This window comes from Mucilaginibacter psychrotolerans (genome assembly GCF_004519315.1).
Taxonomy (GTDB): domain Bacteria; phylum Bacteroidota; class Bacteroidia; order Sphingobacteriales; family Sphingobacteriaceae; genus Mucilaginibacter; species Mucilaginibacter psychrotolerans.
Map to the genome: position 1 here is coordinate 18867 of NZ_SOZE01000025.1, position 17992 is coordinate 36858.

General features: G+C 45.9%; 20 protein-coding genes. 16 read left to right on the forward strand and 4 right to left on the reverse strand.

Annotation, left to right across the window (positions count from 1 at the left end):
- Positions 1 to 113: 113 nt before the first annotated feature.
- Positions 114 to 1352, reverse strand: coding sequence for a nucleoside recognition domain-containing protein (locus tag E2R66_RS20400; RefSeq protein ID WP_133234200.1), 1239 nt, complete (start codon positions 1350 to 1352; stop codon positions 114 to 116).
- A gap of 93 nt (positions 1353 to 1445) precedes the next feature.
- Between E2R66_RS20400 and E2R66_RS20405 the strand changes: the two genes are divergently transcribed.
- The 7 genes from E2R66_RS20405 to gldG all read left to right on the forward strand — a co-directional run bounded on the left by E2R66_RS20405 (position 1446) and on the right by gldG (position 7663).
- Complete coding sequence (locus E2R66_RS20405) at positions 1446 to 1880, forward strand: DinB family protein (protein ID WP_133234202.1); 435 nt, start codon at positions 1446 to 1448, stop codon at positions 1878 to 1880.
- 1 nt (position 1881) lies between these two features.
- Positions 1882 to 2304, forward strand: a complete 423-nt coding sequence (locus E2R66_RS20410; protein ID WP_133234204.1) for a DUF3052 family protein — start codon at positions 1882 to 1884, stop codon at positions 2302 to 2304.
- Positions 2305 to 2481: 177 nt separating this feature from the next.
- Entirely contained in the window at positions 2482 to 3189 is a 708-nt protein-coding gene (locus tag E2R66_RS20415) for an ATP-binding cassette domain-containing protein (protein WP_133234206.1), read from the forward strand.
- A gap of 167 nt (positions 3190 to 3356) precedes the next feature.
- Positions 3357 to 3860 (forward strand): hypothetical protein, encoded by a 504-nt coding sequence (locus tag E2R66_RS20420; protein ID WP_133234208.1) that lies wholly within the window; start codon positions 3357 to 3359, stop codon positions 3858 to 3860.
- 147 nt (positions 3861 to 4007) lie between these two features.
- Entirely contained in the window at positions 4008 to 4517 is a 510-nt protein-coding gene (locus E2R66_RS20425) for a hypothetical protein (protein WP_133234210.1), read from the forward strand.
- A 76-nt stretch (positions 4518 to 4593) separates the two neighbouring features.
- The gene (locus E2R66_RS20430) at positions 4594 to 5133 is read left to right on the forward strand and encodes a hypothetical protein (RefSeq protein WP_133234212.1); all 540 of its coding nucleotides are present in this window, start codon (positions 4594 to 4596) and stop codon (positions 5131 to 5133) included.
- A gap of 127 nt (positions 5134 to 5260) precedes the next feature.
- Entirely contained in the window at positions 5261 to 7663 is a 2403-nt protein-coding gene (gene gldG, locus E2R66_RS20435; RefSeq protein WP_133234214.1) for a gliding motility-associated ABC transporter substrate-binding protein GldG, read from the forward strand.
- A 4-nt stretch (positions 7664 to 7667) separates the two neighbouring features.
- On the opposite strand, the gene E2R66_RS20440 is transcribed toward gldG, so the two are convergent.
- Positions 7668 to 8036 carry a hypothetical protein gene (locus E2R66_RS20440; protein WP_133234216.1) on the reverse strand — a complete coding sequence of 123 codons (369 nt, stop codon included), beginning with the start codon at positions 8034 to 8036 and terminating at the stop codon, positions 7668 to 7670.
- A 165-nt stretch (positions 8037 to 8201) separates the two neighbouring features.
- On the opposite strand from E2R66_RS20440, the gene dnaN reads away from it, so the two are divergent.
- The 4 genes from dnaN to E2R66_RS20460 all read left to right on the forward strand — a co-directional run bounded on the left by dnaN (position 8202) and on the right by E2R66_RS20460 (position 11648).
- On the forward strand, positions 8202 to 9326 hold the full coding sequence (gene dnaN, locus E2R66_RS20445; protein ID WP_133234218.1) for a DNA polymerase III subunit beta: 1125 nt from the start codon (positions 8202 to 8204) through the stop codon (positions 9324 to 9326).
- A 174-nt stretch (positions 9327 to 9500) separates the two neighbouring features.
- A complete protein-coding gene (locus E2R66_RS20450) occupies positions 9501 to 10172 on the forward strand; it encodes a DUF4397 domain-containing protein (protein WP_133234220.1) in 672 nt (223 codons plus the stop codon).
- A gap of 16 nt (positions 10173 to 10188) precedes the next feature.
- On the forward strand, positions 10189 to 10926 hold the full coding sequence (locus E2R66_RS20455) for a DUF4397 domain-containing protein (protein ID WP_133234222.1): 738 nt from the start codon (positions 10189 to 10191) through the stop codon (positions 10924 to 10926).
- Positions 10927 to 10982: 56 nt separating this feature from the next.
- Complete coding sequence (locus E2R66_RS20460; protein WP_133234224.1) at positions 10983 to 11648, forward strand: DedA family protein; 666 nt, start codon at positions 10983 to 10985, stop codon at positions 11646 to 11648.
- Between the two features lie 2 nt (positions 11649 to 11650).
- Here E2R66_RS20460 and E2R66_RS20465 read toward each other — a convergent pair whose 3' ends face one another.
- Together E2R66_RS20465 and E2R66_RS20470 are read right to left on the reverse strand one after the other, a co-directional pair.
- Positions 11651 to 12091 (reverse strand): hypothetical protein, encoded by a 441-nt coding sequence (locus E2R66_RS20465; protein WP_133234226.1) that lies wholly within the window; start codon positions 12089 to 12091, stop codon positions 11651 to 11653.
- Between the two features lie 10 nt (positions 12092 to 12101).
- A complete protein-coding gene (locus E2R66_RS20470) occupies positions 12102 to 13064 on the reverse strand; it encodes a zinc dependent phospholipase C family protein (protein WP_133234228.1) in 963 nt (320 codons plus the stop codon).
- A gap of 143 nt (positions 13065 to 13207) precedes the next feature.
- Between E2R66_RS20470 and E2R66_RS28445 the strand changes: the two genes are divergently transcribed.
- The 5 genes from E2R66_RS28445 to pheT all read left to right on the forward strand — a co-directional run bounded on the left by E2R66_RS28445 (position 13208) and on the right by pheT (position 17912).
- On the forward strand, positions 13208 to 13381 hold the full coding sequence (locus E2R66_RS28445) for a hypothetical protein (protein WP_158288462.1): 174 nt from the start codon (positions 13208 to 13210) through the stop codon (positions 13379 to 13381).
- 257 nt (positions 13382 to 13638) lie between these two features.
- A complete protein-coding gene (rpsT, locus tag E2R66_RS20475; RefSeq protein ID WP_128531649.1) occupies positions 13639 to 13893 on the forward strand; it encodes a 30S ribosomal protein S20 in 255 nt (84 codons plus the stop codon).
- Positions 13894 to 14248: 355 nt separating this feature from the next.
- Positions 14249 to 14947 carry a RadC family protein gene (radC, locus tag E2R66_RS20480; protein WP_133234230.1) on the forward strand — a complete coding sequence of 233 codons (699 nt, stop codon included), beginning with the start codon at positions 14249 to 14251 and terminating at the stop codon, positions 14945 to 14947.
- A gap of 150 nt (positions 14948 to 15097) precedes the next feature.
- Positions 15098 to 15325 carry a hypothetical protein gene (locus E2R66_RS20485; RefSeq protein ID WP_133234232.1) on the forward strand — a complete coding sequence of 76 codons (228 nt, stop codon included), beginning with the start codon at positions 15098 to 15100 and terminating at the stop codon, positions 15323 to 15325.
- Between the two features lie 187 nt (positions 15326 to 15512).
- On the forward strand, positions 15513 to 17912 hold the full coding sequence (pheT, locus tag E2R66_RS20490; RefSeq protein ID WP_133234234.1) for a phenylalanine--tRNA ligase subunit beta: 2400 nt from the start codon (positions 15513 to 15515) through the stop codon (positions 17910 to 17912).
- Positions 17913 to 17992 lie beyond the last annotated feature (80 nt).

Genomic DNA, 17992 nt, shown 5'->3' on the forward strand with positions numbered 1-17992 from the left:
TCGATTGTATACGCAGAGGCCGTGACAATAGTTGTGTGGAGAAATAAAATTATTTAATAGATAATTATATATTCTTTTAGATTTAAATTTTATTATTGAAACAAGGTTAATAACTATCCGAAAAAGAGATACGACACCAGGATAGCTGCAATTACCCCTGCCAGATCTGCAATTAGGCCAAAAGGAATGGCGTAACGCGATTTTTTGATGCCCACCGAGCCAAAATAGAGTGCGACAATATAAAAAGTAGTATCGGCCGAGCCATTAAAAACGGAGCCGAGCCTGCCGGCAAAACTATCAGCACCATAGGTTTGCATAGTACTTATCATCATGGCTTTAGAACCCGATCCGCTAAGTGGTTTCATGTAGGCTACAGGCAAAGCGTCTACAAAACGCGTATCCAGGCCAGCCTTGCTTACTACCCAGCGTACGCCATCGTTAAAGTAAGTGAGCGCACCGCTATTGCGAAAAACGCTGATGGCCACCAGCATAGCCACCAGGTAAGGTATTATTTTAACAGATACCTCGAAGCCCCCCTTGGCGCCATCTATAAAAGCCTCGAACACATTTACACGTTTGCGCAGGGCACCTAATATAAACACCACCGGGATACAAAAGATGAGCGTATTGCTGATCACTTTAGATACCAGGGCAATCTGATCGTGGTTAAGCTGGGTAGTAAAATACCAAACCAGCAGGGTGATAAAGGCCGTCATACCGCCCAGCCAGCCAATGATCACCCTATCCCAAAGGTTTATACGCTGCTTGATGGATACGGCCAGCATGCCCACTACAGTAGCTACATAAGTGGCGATGATGATGGGGATGAACACATCGGCAGGATCTTTGGCGTGCAGGATATATCGCTGCGCTATAATAGTTACCGGTAGCAGCTGCAAGCCCGAGGTATGCAACACCAGGAACATGATTTGCGCGTTGGAAGCCGTTTCTTTGTCCTCATTAAGCTCTTGCAGGCTGCCCATGGCTTTTAGCCCGAGTGGTGTGGCTGCATTATCCAGGCCCAGCAGGTTTGCAGAGAAGTTCATCATCATTTGCCCGTTGGCGGGGTGGTTTTTGGGCACGCCGGGAAACAGGCGGCTAAGGAAGGGGCCTACGATACGAGCCAGAAAATTCATGGCACCGGCGCGTTCTCCAATGTTCATGATGCCCAGCCACAAAACCATATTACCGGCCAGGGGCAGGGCAATATCCATTACGGATGACTTCGACATATCAAACATACCATCAACCAAAAGCTTAAAGGCATCTACATCGCCCAGGAAAATAAGCTTGCAAAGCGCTATAACAAAGGCGATGAGGAAGAATGCTATCCAGATGTAGTTAAGGGCCATAGTATGTTTAAAGGCTTGAAGTTAATTTTTTTTGAATAATTTATGCAGGAATGAGGATATTTAAATGATTTTTAAAACTAATAAATACCTTTTATGCCTGATATAGCCGAAAGATTAAACCAAGCAATCGATGATTTTTTTGAGGACAGGTCGCCGCATGTAGATTGGGAGAACAGCGTGCTGCCCGGCAAATGGAACAACAAAGAAATCATCGGGCACCTGATAGATAGCGCGCACATCAACCTGCAGCGCTTTGTACGCTGCACCTACGAAGAACGCTTTAAATTGATTTATTACCAGGACGAATGGGTGAAAGCGCAGCACTACGCCGATGCCGACCCGCAGGAGCTTTTGCTGTTATGGAAACTGGTAAACAAGCAAATTGTGCGCGTGCTTGCCAATTACCCGGCCGACAGGTGGCTGGTAACCTGCGATAACAACATGGGCCAACCGGTTTACAATACGGTAGCTTTTATTGCCGAAGATTACGTTGCGCACATGCAGCACCATTTAAACCAATTGAAATAAAATGGGAACGGCAGGTTATTCGAGCACGCCGCTGGCGAAGAAGCTGGGTATAAAGCCTGGGTTCCGTGTGAAGTTAATCAACCAGCCTGCCCATTATTTTTATTTGTTTACAGATATGCCGCCGGATATCAATTTGATTGACGATGATGCTACGGCAGTAAACCTTATCCATTATTTCACTAAAGAGAACAACGAATTAATAGAACTGCTGCCCGCCCTGAAGCAGCAAATTACCAAAGATGGCATCATATGGGTATCATGGCCCAAAAAGGCGTCTAAAGTAGTAACCGATATTACCGAAGATAAAATACGCAACTACGGGCTGGAAATTGGCTTGGTAGATGTAAAGGTTTGCGCGGTAGACGAGGTATGGTCGGGCTTGAAACTGGTTTTCAGGCTGAGGGATAGAGAAAAAAGGGAATAATATCGAATGATGAATTTCGAATATCCAATATCGAAGTACCTTGCTCCTGTGTTTTTACTTCATCATTCAATATTCAACATTCGGTGTTCGATATTTACTTCTCATCTAATAGAAGGCACTTCCCTAAATCTCGCATCTCCTATCTTACATCTCAAATCTAAAATCTATTTTTGCCCAATGAGCATTTCGGTACAGGGCCTTACGAAAATTTACGGGCAGCAAAAGGCTGTGGATAATATCACTTTTGATGCCGGGCCGGGCGTATTGGGTTTTCTGGGACCTAATGGTGCGGGTAAATCTACCACCATGAAAATGCTCACCTGCTTTATTCCCCAAACATCGGGTGCAGCCACGGTTTGTGGTTTCGATATCAGCAAGCAACCTTTAGAGGTAAAACGGAACATAGGCTACCTGCCGGAGAGCAACCCGCTGTATACAGAAATGTACGTAAAAGAGAGCCTGGCCTTTGTTGCCGGTATTCATAAACTGCATGCGCCTGAAAAACGCATTGCCGAAGTATTGGAACAAACCGGCCTTGGGCCCGAACAGCATAAAAAGATAAACCAGCTATCGAAGGGCTACCGCCAGCGTGTTGGCCTGGCGCAGGCTATACTACACAACCCGCAGGTACTGATTTTGGATGAGCCCACCTCCGGCCTCGACCCCAACCAACTCATCGGCATACGCCAACTGATAACCGACCTGGGCAAAACCAAAACCATCGTACTATCTACCCATATTATGCAAGAGGTGGAGGCTGTTTGCAACCATGTTATCATCATCAATAAGGGCAATATCGTAGCCAACGATACCTTGCAAAACCTGCGCAAAAACAATAACAACAAAACGCTTGAAACAATATTTATTGGCCTCACCAATAAATAGACGGCGTATTAATGCGCTAAAGCACAAATTTTTAAGCCTTCATGCTTTTTTTAACTTAATTGTCGTAACGTTTTGGTTTAGTAAAACGTCTGTAAAACACAAAAAACCGCCGGGCAGAAGGTACCCTGCAAAGCGGCAATAAATGTTTATTACAATTTTAAATTACCATGAAAAAAGTATTATTTGCAATGACCGTTTTATGCGGTTTATCATTAGGCGCGTTCGCGCAGTCATCGTCATCTCAGGATAGTAAATTCAGTATCGGTTTCGAAGGCGGTTTGCCAACAGGCGATGCCAAACAAGCTTACAACGCTGTATTAGGGGCCTCGCTTAAGTACGATTATAATGTTGCGACCGGCACTTATTTAACAGGTTCGGCAGGTTACAATGCGTTCCTCGTAAAATCGCAATACAAAAGCATTGTCGGTTCTACAGATGGCGCTATCCCGGTAAAAGCAGGCATTAAGTATTTTTTTGGCAGCGGCTTTTACGGCGAGGGGCAGTTAGGCGCTGCATTCTCTACCGAAAGTGGTGGCGGTACCGCGTTTGTTTACTCGCCGGGTATCGGTTATGATTTTGGCAGCGGCGTAGATGTGGGCGTGCGTTATGAGGCTTGGTCTAAAGACGGTACTATTGGCCAGGTTGGGTTACGTTTGGGCTTCAGTTTTTAAGCAGCATCTCTAAATTAATATAGAAAGTCCCGACCGGAATCTCCCCGTCGGGACTTTTACTTTTTTAACGAGTTAAGCAGGAAAAAAGCGTAATTGGTGCATTATATTTGTAATTTCGGCGTTGATAACTGGAAAGTAATATCATATATGAAGAAATTCTTACCCTTATTATTTTTGTTCTTTTACGCAGCAGCTCACAGTCAAACCCAAACCTCCCCCCAAAAAGCTTTCAGTGTTGGGTTAGATCTGGCAATCCCCACCAATAGTATCTATAACATCGGTTTTGGCGGCTCGGGCAAGGCCGAGGTACCCATTGTAGGTGCGGCCAGCCTTACCTTTACAGCAGGTTACACCAGCTTGTATTTCAAAAGTTCGTTGTTGGGCAGCGCGCAATCGCAGCAGCCCAGCGGCTTTTTGCCATTAAAGGCCGGCGTAAAGTATTATTTAAGCGAAGGTTTTTATATAGAGGGTGAGGCCGGCACATCCATAGAAACCAATTACGCCAAAAACAAACTGTTTGCCTTTGCCATTTCGCCGGGGTTCTTGCTGCCAATAAACCAAAATTCTGCTGTAGATTTAAGTTTTAGGTATGAGAACTGGGGTAACGGCCGCGTGCGTCAAACCGGCATAAGGGCCGCTTACCGGTTCAGCTGGTGATTAAATAATTGAATATTTTATATAATATTCGATATAATGGTACTATATTTCCAAAGTTTTTTAATAAATGCTACAAATGATGAAAAAATTACTAACCGTTGCTTTGGTACTAATTGGTTTCTATGCACAGGCCCAGGAGCGGACGACTGTCTTCGAAAGATTCACAAATCAGCATGCAATAGGTATAGGTGTTACCGGTTACCTTCCGTCGGGAAATGTATTTAAAACTGGTTATGGGGCCTCGGTAAAAAGCGAATGGCCAATTGCACAGGATTTGAGTATCACCGGTACAGTTGGCATTGCCCAATTTAATTATAAACGCATTTTCAATGAAGAGTTGCAGCCCACAAAGGCAGCTACGTTTGTACCAATAACAGTAGGCGCCAAGTATTTCCTGGGCGAAGAATTATATTTTGAAGGCAATTTTGGTGGAGGTTTTGCATCGGGCTACCCCCGCAAAGATGGTTTTTTTACCGTAGAACTGAGCGCCGGTTACCAATGGAAGCTAAGTAAAACGGGCAGCTTAGATACTTCTGTTGGTTATTTGAACTGGGGAAATAATGACAACCTTAAGGTGGTCGCGTTTAAAGTTGCCTACAGGGTTCAGTGGTTTTAAGTTTTTGCTATAAACATTGTTTGTGTTAATGCCTGGAAAATTAAAAGCGACAGCATATTGGTGCGTTTAGTGCAAATTCAAATCGTAACTTTGGCACTCTGATTATAGTTTAACCAAGCGCGAAACAGTGTTCCCTATCTTAAGAAAAGAAATTACCACCTATTTAAGTTCGTTGGTGGCCTATGTTACCATCGGTGTTTTTTTGCTGGTTTTAGGCTTGTTTTTATGGGTATTCCCGGCTACCAGCATACTGGGCTATGGCTATGCCGGGCTTGAGAGCCTTTTTAGCACTGCCCCATACCTGTTTATGTTTTTGGTGCCGGCCATTACCATGCGCTCCCTGGCCGAGGAGAGGCGGGAGGGCACCTTTGAGTTATTGCTTACCCGCCCCTTAAGCTACCTGCAAATTGTATTGGGTAAGTATTTTGCCGGTGTGGTGATAGTGCTTTTTGCGCTGGTGCCTACACTGGTTTATTACTATAGCGTGTACACCCTTGGCGCGCCGCAAGGTAATATAGATAGCGGCGCGGTTATCGGTTCGTACATCGGCTTATTTTTATTGGGCTCATCTTTTACGGCTATTGGTTTGTTTGCCTCATCGGTAAGTAAAAACCAGGTGATTGCTTTTACCATTGCCGTTTTCCTTTGTTTCTTTTTCTATAGCGGATTCGATTCGCTTAGCGGGCTGCTGTCTTTACAAAGTCTCGGCATTCAATCGCTGGGGATTACAGAGCACTACAATTCGGTGAGCCGCGGCGTACTGGATACGCGCGATCTGGTGTACTTTTTGGTGCTCGATGCTGCTTTTATTATGCTTACTATTTTTGTATTGCACAGGCAACAGCAAAAAAAGTTCATCAATACCGTTTTCTTAAGCACCATTGGTATTTTGTTCGCACTAACGTTGGGCAGCCAAAAGGCGTTCACCCGTTTCGATTTTACCAAAGAGAAACGTTTTACCATATCGCCAATCAGCCGTGCCGTGCTGGATAGCCTCCCGGCCAGTGTTAACGTGACCGTTTACCTGCAGGGCGAAGGTTTCCCTGGAGGTATCAAAAGGCTGCAAACAGCCACTAAAGATATGCTGAGCGATTTGCAGGCCTACAGCCATAATAAACTTAGCTTTGTATTTGTAGATGCATTAAAGGGCCTCTCGCAGGAGGAACAGCAAAAAACGGTTACGGACCTGGAAGGGCAGGGGGTATTTGCGCAAACACTCAGCGTAAAAAGCGATGATGGTGTGCAATCTAAGGTGATGGTACCCTACGCGCTAGTGAGTTATAACGGCAAAGCCATCCCGGTAAAATTGTTGGAGAACCAAAGCAACCTGGATACCAGTCCGGAGGAGAAGCTCAACAGCTCCATCCAAAACCTGGAATACGCTTTTACTTCGGCCATTAAAAAAATTACCACAGGCGGCAAACGTCGTATAGGCTTTACCGAGGGGCATAAAGAATTGACCGACCTTCAATTGAACGATGCCATGCGCAACCTATCCGATGGGTATTTGGTAGGCCGCATAAACCTGGCAACCATCCCCTTCGATAGTCTGCGCAAGGTTGGGCTCCTGGTCATAGCCAAGCCCGATAAGCCTTTTACCGAGCAGGAGAAATTCAAGGTAGACCAATACATTATGCGTGGCGGTCGTGTGCTGTGGGCCATAGATCAGGTAAGCGCCGAGTTGGACAGCCTGCGGGGCAAAGGTAACCAGGCGTTGGCTTTCAATAAAGAACTTAATCTGGACGATCAGCTGTTTCGTTACGGCATCCGTATCAATTACAATTTAATTGCCGATATCAACAGCTCGCAGATACCGGTTACCACCGGCGACGCAGGTGGCGCCCCGCAAATACAATTGCTTAACTGGTTGTTTTACCCCGTGTATATCCCGCAATCTACCCACCCGATAGTGAAGAACCTGGATGGCATTACCAGCCAGTTTGCCAGCACTATTGATGTATTGGAAACAAAGGATGTAAACAAAACCGTACTGCTAAACACCTCACCGTATAATAAAACCATCAAAACGCCGCATCTTATTTCGCTGATGTCGCTGCGCGATGAACCGGACCCTAAGGAGTTTCAAAGCCCGCAGAAGATAACCGGCGTACTGCTGGAGGGGAAATTTGTGTCGGATTTCCGCAACCGGCCTGTGCCCGATAGCCTGGGCGAAAAGATAGCGTCGCTGCCCGAAAGCAAACCCACCAAAATGATTGTGTTGAGCGATGGCGACATATTGCGCAACCAGGTTGGTGCCGATGGGTCGCCCTTCCCATTGGGGTATGATAGATACACCAAGCAAAGCTATGGCAACCTGGCCCTGCTGATGAACATTGCCGATTACATGGCCGATGATTCGGGTCTGATATCGCTACGCAGTAAAGAAGTGCAGATACGCCTGCTGGATAGGGCACGCATCCGCAGCGAAAAAATATACTGGCAGCTCATCAACAACATCGTGCCGATAGCATTAGTGTTAATATTCGCTGTTGGTCAATATTATATCCGCAAGCGGAAGTACGCAAGGTAAATGTTTACGATTCAGTCTCATTTTTTCCGTCTGACAAGTTTTTGATGATTTCAAAACACTTATCAATAATCTCGTCTTTATAGCGCGTTGTTAAATAATCCAGCTGTGTATCTTGTTGTTTAAGAAACTCAGGATTATAAGTAAGTCGTTCTGTACCGATGGGTAGATTTGCAGTCTGCGCCATGTATTCCTGAAATACATCTAAGTCAATGTTGTCTATTGGTGCAATTTGGCCAATCCAATAAATAATTGTTTTCATTTTTTGCACGCCGAGAGGAAGCGCAATTTGGTTTGATATGATTGCCCTGGAATTAGAGACTAGTTTTTTTATGAAGTTATTTCTCTTAAATTCATCGTGTTGGTTTAATTCCATTTAATTTTCAGCTTTGCTTTATTACAAAAATACGTACGTAAGTATTGGCGATACCTGTAGTTCTGCCATTGTTAATATTTCCCTTAGTTTTCAACAATGCTTTCATATCAAGAGGGAAGCACATTAAATTTTATACTTTTGATTTACTAAAAGAACTTACCTATTATGAGATTCATAGTTTCCACATCAACCTTACTAAAGCAACTACAGTCTGTAAGTGGCGCGCTTAGCAACAGCACTGTGTTGCCTATACTGGAGAACTTTTTGTTCGAGATAAAAGACGGGAACCTAACCATCTCTGCAACCGACCTGCAAACCAGCATGACCACTTCCCTGGCTGTTGAAGCTAAGGAGAATGGCCGTATAGCCATACCATCGCGCATATTGCTTGATACCTTGAAATCATTGCCAGAGCAGCCCGTTTCTTTTTCGGTAGACGATAAAACCTTCTCTATAGAAATAAGTGCCGGCGACGGTAAATACAAGCTGAGCGGCGAAAATGGCGAAGATTTCCCTAAGATACCTGTGGTAGAGAACGCATCGTCGGTAAACCTGCCTGCATCTGTATTGGGCGAGGCTATCAACAAGACCATCTTCGCGGTAAGCAACGATGAGCTTAGGCCAGCCATGACGGGCGTTTACTGCCAGTTGAGCAGCCAGCACCTTACTTTTGTGGCAACTGATGCCCACAAGTTGGTGCGTTACCGCCGCAAAGATGCCAAAGCCGATAGCACTACCTCGTTCATTCTGCCCAAAAAAGCGTTAACGTTGTTGAAATCTGCCCTGCCTGATAGCGACGTGAACGTTTCTGTAGAATATAACAGCACCAGCGCTTTCTTCAAATTCGGCAATATCAATTTGGTTTGCCGCCTTATAGATGAACGCTACCCCGATTACGAAGCCGTTATCCCTAAAGAAAATCCGAATAAGCTGGCTATAGACCGCCTGGCACTGTTGGGTACGCTTAGCCGTGTGGCCATATACGCTAACAAAACCACGCACCAGGTGCGTTTGAAAATAAGCGGCAGCGAACTGAATATATCTTCGGAAGATATCGATTTTGCCAACGAAGCGCACGAACGCCTAAGCTGCCAGTACGAAGGCGATGATTTGGAGATTGGCTTTAACGCCCGTTTCCTGATAGAAATGCTGAAGAACCTGAGCTGCGAAGAAGTATCGCTTGAAATGTCGACACCTAACCGTGCTGGTTTATTATTGCCACAAGGCGGCGACGAAAACGAAGATGTATTGATGCTGGTAATGCCGGTAATGCTGAATAGCTATGCATAGTTGGTGAATAGTGAATAGAGCGTGGTTAGTAGTTATCAGCTATATAAACTACCTACGCTCACTAGTCACTACTTACTACTCCACAAAAAAAGTCCGGTGCACCAACCGGACTTTTTTGCGTAAAGGATACCAAAAACTGCCTTTATACAGTTATTATTGCATCTGCTAATACATATGAATTTTAAGACAATTGTTTTTGTACTCTTTTCGGCCCTGGCCATTGCTGCCTGCAATAAAGGCGACGATAGCGTGCCGACCTCCTCTACGCTGACTACTACCCTCAATGTGGTGAACACCACCACTGATACGCTTAACTATTACCTTAACGGCAGCCGGGTAAATACCACTTCATCATTATACCCTTTTGGCTATACTGGCTATCTGGCGGTAAAGTACGACGACCAGGACTACCAGTTTAAACGCCTGGGCAGTGCCGACGTATTATTTAACTTATCTTTGACACTGGATACCAACAAGGTTTACTCACTGTTTGTAGCGGGACGCGCTGCGGAGCAAACCTTTACCACGCTCGATACTTTAACCGCAGATACTTCAGGCCGTGCACGCATACGTTTCGTAAATGCCTCGCCCGATGCCGGCAACCTGGATGTACTAATAGGCGATACCGTTAATTTTAAGGTGAGAGCGTACAAATCGGCTTCGGTGTTTTTGCCGGTAGGCGCGGGTATAAAACACGTTCGGGTGTTTCAATCGGGCAGTGCTACAGCCATATCGGATACTACACGTACCCTGGTTGCAGGGCGGGTTTATACGCTTTTTGCTAAGGGGAAGCTGGCTGGTATTGGTGGCGCAAAATTCGGCACGGGGCTGATGGTCAATAAATAGTTTCGATTAATTAACGATGAATAATCATAATAGCAGCATATTAAAGTACCTGGGCGTGGTTATAGGGAGCTTGCTTCTTGTTTCGCAACTGGTATCGTGCGGTAAAGACAATACCACTTCGCTGGGTACTGATAACGGCTACCTCAATATCGTAAACCTGAGCCCCAACATAAACCCGGTAAACCTGTATGCCGAATATATCAAACAAGGCACAACCCAATATAGGTACCCCAACGCGTCGGGCTATTTTTTAATGAACATAAACGATACACCATTGCAGGTGAGGCCTGCGCTAAGCACAACCAGTAGCCAGATTAATCTGATTTCGCTACCCGGATCGCTTAAAAAGAATGTGCGTTATACCTGGTTTTTAACGGGCTTACGGTCTGATAGTTCGCTCACGTATATCTTTACAGTCGATTCGGGCGCAACGCCTGCCATAGGGCGCAGTAAGGTGAGGTTGGTGAATGCATCGCCCGGTAGCCTTGGCATCAACGTTACGGCTAACGATTCGGAATTGTTCTCAAAGATAGCCTACAAGGGTGTGAGCGACTACCGCGAAGTTACCTCGGGCTCGTACAATTTTAAAATAAGTGCCACCAACGCACCTGGCGTTATACTTACCACGCTAAAGAATACCACCGTGCTGGATGGTAAGCTGTACACCATTTATGCTTACGGCCTGCCCAACCGAACCGATACCGCCGCCTTTAGTGCCGGTATTATCCTGAACACCATCCCCGATAAAAATTAGGACAAAGGGCGGCATATATGCTTAATCTTGCTATTTTTGGCTAAAATTAAAACGCTTTGGAACTTATACACGGCCTGATAGACTTCATACTGCATATTGATAAGCACCTTTCGGATATAACCCGCGATTACCAGGGTTGGACCTATCTCATCTTATTCATCATCATATTTGCCGAAACGGGTTTCGTGGTAACGCCTTTCCTGCCCGGCGATTCCTTGTTGTTTGCAGCCGGTGCTTTAATTGCAGGAGGCAAATCTGGACTGGACGTTAATTTATTAGCGGTGATACTCATCATTGCGGCATTTGCCGGCAATACGGTAAACTATATGCTGGGCAATTTCCTTGGTGCAAAGGTTTTTAAGGAAGAAAACAAAATACTGAAGCTAAGCTACTATTTGCAAACGCAGGCCTTTTTTGATAAGCACGGCGGCAAAGCCGTAATATTCAGCAGGTTTATGCCCATTATACGTACCATTGCGCCGTTCGTAGCTGGTGTAGGTAAAATGCCTATTGGGCGATACAGCCTGTACAATATCATCGGTGGCTTATCGTGGATAGTGTTGTTCTTGTACGGCGGCTACTTGTTTGGCAATGTAGAATTCTTTAAAAAGAACTTCTCGCTGGTGGCCATCGGTATTGTGCTGCTATCGATATTGCCGCCTATTGTTGCGGTAATAAAAAGCAGGTTTACTAAAAAAGAAGAGCAGCCGACTAAGCAATAAACCTACCGGTCGGCCTGGGTTACCAGTTCCCCGTTTTTATACCGATGCGTTTTTTTCCAGGCTTTGGTGGTGCGCCATTTGCGCCATTGCTGCAGGGTGATTAGTTTAAAATTTAACCCGTTGCCATTGTCGTAATCGTCCAGATAATAAACGTGCAAGGTTTTCGGGTCTACGAATAATTGATATGTTGCGCGCAGCATGCCAAAGTTACCTGTGCCAACCTTAACCCACCAGTAGTTTCGCCAACTGGGGCTCGGCCCATCTACATACACTTCCGGCTCACTAACCTTAGCGCTTTTTAAAAATTCCTGTGTTTCGGGCAGGTTATTAATGGTCGTAAAAATAGCTTTGTAGGTTTTGGGGTATTTTGCCTTCAAGTCATTCTGCGCTTGGGCGTATAGGCTAAATAATACAGCGATAAGCGTAACAAGGCGGGCTTTCATGGAGGGTAAACTAATTCCCTAAAATAAACACTTTCCCTGCCCTATACAAAGCTTCTTCCTTATTTATCTGTTGCTTTTGAGCGGAGGTTGGTGGGCTGGCAATCAGCTTATCCAGGTTGGGTTGCCCGGCATCTACCCATGCCGAAAACCAAAAACTGCCCACACTTAATATAGATTGCCGCATTTTGCGCTGCACCATGCCTGCCAGCATTTTATGGTAGGCTTTGCTATAGGCCACCGAGTATGCCTTCACCATGCGGTTACCGCGTTGTTCCATGGCGTATTTGGTGCTATCTGTAAAGCGTTTATTGAGCAGTTTCTCGAATTTTAGCACGCTATCGGCGCTTTTGAAACTGGCCCGGCAAATGGCGAAGGCTTCGGCTTGGGGGTTGGCTATGTAACGTGCCTTGCCCACATATAAATTGTATTGGTTGGCAAAAAGCTCGGGCAGCCTGCTTTCCCACAGCGAATGGATGCCGTTTTGGCCCGTTAGCTGGCCATCGTAATTTTGGGTGAGGTGTAGGGGTGTATGCGCGTCTGATACGTAATGCCCCAAATTGGCCGATAGGGTAAGGATGGCTGTAGTATCGTGCCGTTTGAAGGCTTTTACCAGCCAGTAATAGTTGGAGGTGATAACCCAGGGCAGGGTGCCGTATTTGTTGAGCGTATCTGATGAGTATTTAGCCGCTGCGTCTATCCAATGCTGCGGCATGGCTTTAAAGGGCTGTCTGCCGTAATGGTCGGCATCGAAGAAATGGTGCGGGGCCTCGGTAGAATCGATATAGCGCTTTTTGTCGGCGCTTACAGCGTGTTCGGTTATGTAATTGATATTGGCCCTGTAGAAGCCCGCCATGGCCTTGGGTAGCGTAAAAACAGCAAGCCGGTGTATGCGGTAATGCGCAAAGAAACCCCAGGAGGTGCAAACGGAAGTGATGATAGCGGCAGTAAGGAAGAGTAGGAGGGGGCGCTTCATGGAAGGTTGTCTGAACTCGAATTTTTAGAATTAACGAATTTACAGAATTAACGCAATGGAGAATCTTAATTCGAAAAATTCCATGAATTCCTTAAATTCGAGTTCAGGCAACCCGCGTTGGTGATTGGAAGGGTTTAGCCACTGTGTGGTGGACCGGAGCGCTGGGTAAGGGGCCGGAGCGCAGCGCAGCCCTGGAAAGCACGGGCCGAAGGCAACGCCATAATGGTGAGTGGTTGATTAGGGTGAGTGGTGGGCGGTTGCATATCGCCAGCGCGTTTTTACCAAATATCTCGCAGATACAACCACTCACCAGCTAACCACTCATCCAATCAACTACCCACCACTCAGCCATCCTTCGCCCGTCTGTTTTTGAAGCGGAATTAAACGGACAGGCGAATAAACACCGCATTTTTCCTTGGAATGTTGTTATATTTGGCGTTTCGGGGGCTGCTTTGTCTGATTAGATAGCAAACTTTCCCGTTATTCAAAAAATAATATCAACACTCTTGCAAATTAAAGTTTAACGGCCTATATTTGCACCTCTAAAAATAAAGAAAGAATAACAAGCTGAACGATGGCAAATCATAAATCATCCTTAAAAAGAATCAGGTCAAACGCTGCGAAGCGTCTGCGCAATAGGTACCAGGCTAAAACCACCAGGAACGCTATAAAAAAATTAAGAGGCACTACCACTAAGGTTGATGCTGCACCTTTATTGTCGAAAGTTATTTCGATGCTGGATCGTTTAGCTAAAAAGAACGTTATTCACAAAAACAAAGCTTCTAACAATAAATCGAAGCTTACCAAATTTGTAAACGCTTTAAGCTAATCGCTTAAAACGATATATTAAAAAGGGATAATGCACAAGCGTTATCCCTTTTTTAATGCGTCAGAATCAGAATTTCTCACTTTAAACTGTACTTTAAACTGTTGTCGAAAGTGCTGCGCCGTTTACAGAATTAAGGAATTTTCAGCATATCGATAGTTCTGCACGGTCGTCACATGAATGTGACGGCAATAAAGGTGGATAGCTGGTATAGTATCAGAACCCCACCTTCTTTGCCGTTGGTTTCCAACCAACGGAGATCGGCCAGGCATAGGAGCAATATCCTGCCCTTCCATAATTTCGTTCAATTCGAGTTCAGAAATTTTTCTATCTTCCCCTCATAAAACCTACGCCCGAATTGGAAGATTACAGTAATAATTTAAGTATAAAAAGCTGGGCCGAGGCCGACCGCCCCCGCGAAAAACTGAGCGGACAGGGCCGTCGCGCCCTTACCGACGCCGAACTCATCGCCATCCTCATAGGCAGCGGTAGCCGCAACGAAACCGCCGTTGAGCTGAGCAAACGCATCCTGCACCATTATGATAACGACCTGAACAAGCTGGGCAAGGCCGGCATAGCCGAACTATCTAAATTCAAGGGAATAGGCGAAGCCAAAGCCATCAGCATTATAGCTGCGCTGGAGATTGGCCGCCGCCGTGGCGAAACAGAAAGCGCAATCCCTGAGGTGCTTACCTGCTCGCGCGATATCTACAACGTAATGCGCCGCCACCTGATGGACCTGAATCACGAGGAGTTTTGGATAATATTGCTGAGTCAATCGAGTAAAGTTTTGGGTAAAGAACTCATCAGCAAAGGTGGCCTTAATAGCACCGTTGCCGACCCGCGCATCATTTACTACACCGCCGTGCAGCACCAGGCCAGCAGCATTGTGTTGGTACACAACCATCCCTCGGGAAGCCTGAAACCCAGCCGCGATGATGTTATGCTCACCCGCAAAATGGTGGAGGCTGGCAAGCTGCTGGATATAAGGGTTGTAGACCACGTAATTATTACCGATAAGGGGTACTTTAGTTTTGGGGATGAGGCGATGCTGTAGAGATTGTCTGAACCCTGATGATTAGGATTTGAAGATGGCCATGATGTCGCTCATCAGGTAATCCAAAAATCGTGTAAATCAAGGTTCAGATAAATTAAAACAACCGCGTAACTTAGCCGTTGTAATTAAACAATCAAAAACCCGCAAACCATGATAGAGCCAGAAGACGACCAACTGCAACAAGACGACCAGCTTGGCCAAACCGAGAACGACGACCAGATTAGCCAGCAGGATATCCACTCCAATGGTTTCGACGAAACTAACGAGCCCATTGGCGAAATTGACGAAAGCGCACCATTACAGCGTGCCTACGATGCCGCCGAATCTGCCTACACCCTCAACTTGGGTGAAGACGGCGATGCTATAGATGAGGATTAAATAATTTGTCTGAACTCGAATTTTAAGGAATTTATAAAATTAATAGAATGCCGGCATAAGGTAATTATGTAAATTCCATTAATTCGAGAAATTCGAGTTCAGACATTCCGAAATCTGAAATCCGCCCTCCGAAATCTTTCCGCCTTTCCCCCTAAATCGTATCTTTGCCGATTATCATTCTGCTATAATGAAGATATCGTACAACTGGCTAAAAGAATTTATTGATACAGATAAAACCCCCGAGGAGATATCCACCATACTCACCGGCACGGGTTTAGAGGTTGAGAGCCTCGAAAAGGTGCAGGCCGTACCCGGCGGGCTGGAAGGTCTGGTTATTGGTTACGTGCTTACTTGCACCGACCACCCGAACAGCGACCACCTGCATATCACCAAAGTTGATGTTGGTGGCGTAGAACCCCTTAACATCGTTTGCGGCGCAGCAAACGTAGCCGCAGGGCAAAAGGTGGTTGTAGCTACAGTAGGCACTACTGTGTACCCAACCGTGGGCGAACCATTCAAGATAGGCAAATCAAAAATACGCGGCGAAGCATCTGAAGGGATGATTTGCGCTGAAGATGAGATAGGTCTCGGCAGCAGCCACGCAGGCATTATGGTATTGCCTGCCGATGCACCTGTGGGTAACCCTGCAAAAGCATACTTTAATCTGAACGACGATTTTATGTACGAGATTGGCTTGACGCCAAACCGTGCTGATGCAGTATCGCATCTGGGTACCGCCCGCGATATCGCCGCGTTCCTTAAAATAGGTATTATTAAACCAGATGTTAGCGCCTTTAAGGTGGATAACAACGATAGCAAAATAGAGGTTGTAGTAGGAGATGAGCAGGCTGCTCCGAGATATGCCGGTGTAACCATCTCAGGTATCGAAGTGAAAGAGTCGCCGCAATGGCTTAAAGAGCGTTTGGCGGTGATAGGTGTGCGCAGCATCAACAACGTGGTTGATGTTACTAATTACGTGCTGCACGACCTTGGTCAGCCCCTGCACGCTTTTGATGCCGCAGCTATTACGGGCAACAAAGTTGTCGTAAAAACCGTTGCCGAAGGTACGGTGTTTAAAACGCTGGATGATGTGGATAGGAAGCTATCAGCCAGCGACCTGATGATATGCAATGCCGATGAGCCCATGTGCATTGCAGGCGTATTCGGCGGTGCAAAAAGCGGCGTTAGTGCAAGCACAACCAGCATCTTTTTAGAGAGCGCGTACTTCAACGCGGTATCGGTACGCAAAACTGCCAAAAGGCACGGGTTGAAGACCGATGCATCCTTCCGTTTTGAGCGTGGTACCGACCCGGATATGCCGGTGTTCGCCCTTAAACGTGCGGCCTTGCTGATACAAGAGGTAGCGGGCGGTGTGGTATCGTCGGAAATATTCGATCATTACCCTAACCCTGTAGCACCGTTCGAGATAGAAGTTACTTATAAAGGCATCGACAGGCTGATAGGCAAAGCCATTGGGAACGATACCATCAAGGCCATCCTAACCGGGCTGGATATCCATATTGTTGCCGAAACTGAAGAGGGTTTATCGCTAAAAGTTGCCCCTTACCGTGTGGATGTAACCCGCGAGGTGGATATTGTGGAAGAGATTCTGCGTATCTATGGCTACAACAACATCGAGATACCTACGCAGATAAGGGCATCGCTTAACAACTCCATCCGCCCGGAGAAAGATACTGTGCAGAACGCCATCTCTGATTTATTGAGCGCCAATGGCTTCAACGAGATCATGAATAACTCGTTAACCAAATCGGCTTACTCAGACGATTTGGAGCACGCCGTAAAGATACTGAACCCGCTAAGCAGCGATCTGGATGTTATGCGCCAGAGCATGCTCTATTCGGGTTTAGAGGCCATTGCATACAACCAAAACCGCAAAGCTGCTGATCTGAAACTGTATGAATTCGGTAAGATATACAGCTTTGTAGATGAGAAGTACGTAGAGGCGCAACGCTTCTCCATCTTCCTGACCGGTGCTTTCAAAACCGAACAATGGAACGGTAAAGCGGTTCCTTCATCGTTCTACAATTTAAAAGCAATAGTGGATGGCTTGCTGAAAAAACTAAGCATTACCGATTATACTACAGAAGAAACCACAGCCAATGGTTTTGCCTACGGTCTGCAATATTTACGCGGCAATAAGGTACTGGTAAGCTTCGGTTCGGTAGCGGCGTCGGCGTTAAAAAAGGCCGATGTAGATAAGGAAACTTTCTATGCCGATTTCGACTTCGATACCCTATTGAAGCTGGTGCGCAAGAATGTTATCGTGTACCAGGAAGTGAGCAAGTTCCCTGCCGTAAGGAGGGATTTGAGCATGCTGGTAGATAAGAGCGTGACCTTTGGGCAGTTAAAGCAGATAGCCATACGCACCGACAAAAAGCTGCTGAAAGCGGTGGATGTGTTTGATGTGTATGTAGGCGATAAGTTGCCGGCTGGCAAAAAATCGTACGCGCTTAGCTTTATTTTGCAGGACACCGAAAAAACTTTAACTGATAAGGCAATTGATGCTACCATGCAGAAATTAATTTATAATTTAGACAAAGAAGCAGGAGCGGAGATAAGGAAGTAGTTGGTGAGTGGTGAATAGTTGATTGGGTGAGTAGTTTCGCGCTGTCAACATTAACACCAAACAAACTAATCTAACTTAAT

Bases quoted from the DNA above. Each gene is read 5' to 3' on its own strand.
- E2R66_RS20420 (WP_133234208.1), top strand. From the start codon at position 3,357: ATGAAAAAAGTATTATTTGCAATGACCGTTTTATGCGGTTTATCATTA.
- E2R66_RS20450 (WP_133234220.1), top strand. From the start codon at position 9,501: ATGAATTTTAAGACAATTGTTTTTGTACTCTTTTCGGCCCTGGCCATT.
- E2R66_RS20455 (WP_133234222.1), top strand. From the start codon at position 10,189: ATGAATAATCATAATAGCAGCATATTAAAGTACCTGGGCGTGGTTATA.
- E2R66_RS20440 (WP_133234216.1), bottom strand. From the start codon at position 8,036: ATGGAATTAAACCAACACGATGAATTTAAGAGAAATAACTTCATAAAA.
- E2R66_RS20465 (WP_133234226.1), bottom strand. From the start codon at position 12,091: ATGAAAGCCCGCCTTGTTACGCTTATCGCTGTATTATTTAGCCTATAC.
- E2R66_RS20430 (WP_133234212.1), top strand. From the start codon at position 4,594: ATGATGAAAAAATTACTAACCGTTGCTTTGGTACTAATTGGTTTCTAT.
- E2R66_RS20400 (WP_133234200.1), bottom strand. From the start codon at position 1,352: ATGGCCCTTAACTACATCTGGATAGCATTCTTCCTCATCGCCTTTGTT.
- dnaN (WP_133234218.1), top strand. From the start codon at position 8,202: ATGAGATTCATAGTTTCCACATCAACCTTACTAAAGCAACTACAGTCT.
- E2R66_RS20405 (WP_133234202.1), top strand. From the start codon at position 1,446: ATGCCTGATATAGCCGAAAGATTAAACCAAGCAATCGATGATTTTTTT.
- E2R66_RS20415 (WP_133234206.1), top strand. From the start codon at position 2,482: ATGAGCATTTCGGTACAGGGCCTTACGAAAATTTACGGGCAGCAAAAG.
- rpsT (WP_128531649.1), top strand. From the start codon at position 13,639: ATGGCAAATCATAAATCATCCTTAAAAAGAATCAGGTCAAACGCTGCG.
- E2R66_RS20485 (WP_133234232.1), top strand. From the start codon at position 15,098: ATGATAGAGCCAGAAGACGACCAACTGCAACAAGACGACCAGCTTGGC.
- pheT (WP_133234234.1), top strand. From the start codon at position 15,513: ATGAAGATATCGTACAACTGGCTAAAAGAATTTATTGATACAGATAAA.
- E2R66_RS20470 (WP_133234228.1), bottom strand. From the start codon at position 13,064: ATGAAGCGCCCCCTCCTACTCTTCCTTACTGCCGCTATCATCACTTCC.
- E2R66_RS20425 (WP_133234210.1), top strand. From the start codon at position 4,008: ATGAAGAAATTCTTACCCTTATTATTTTTGTTCTTTTACGCAGCAGCT.
- E2R66_RS20410 (WP_133234204.1), top strand. From the start codon at position 1,882: ATGGGAACGGCAGGTTATTCGAGCACGCCGCTGGCGAAGAAGCTGGGT.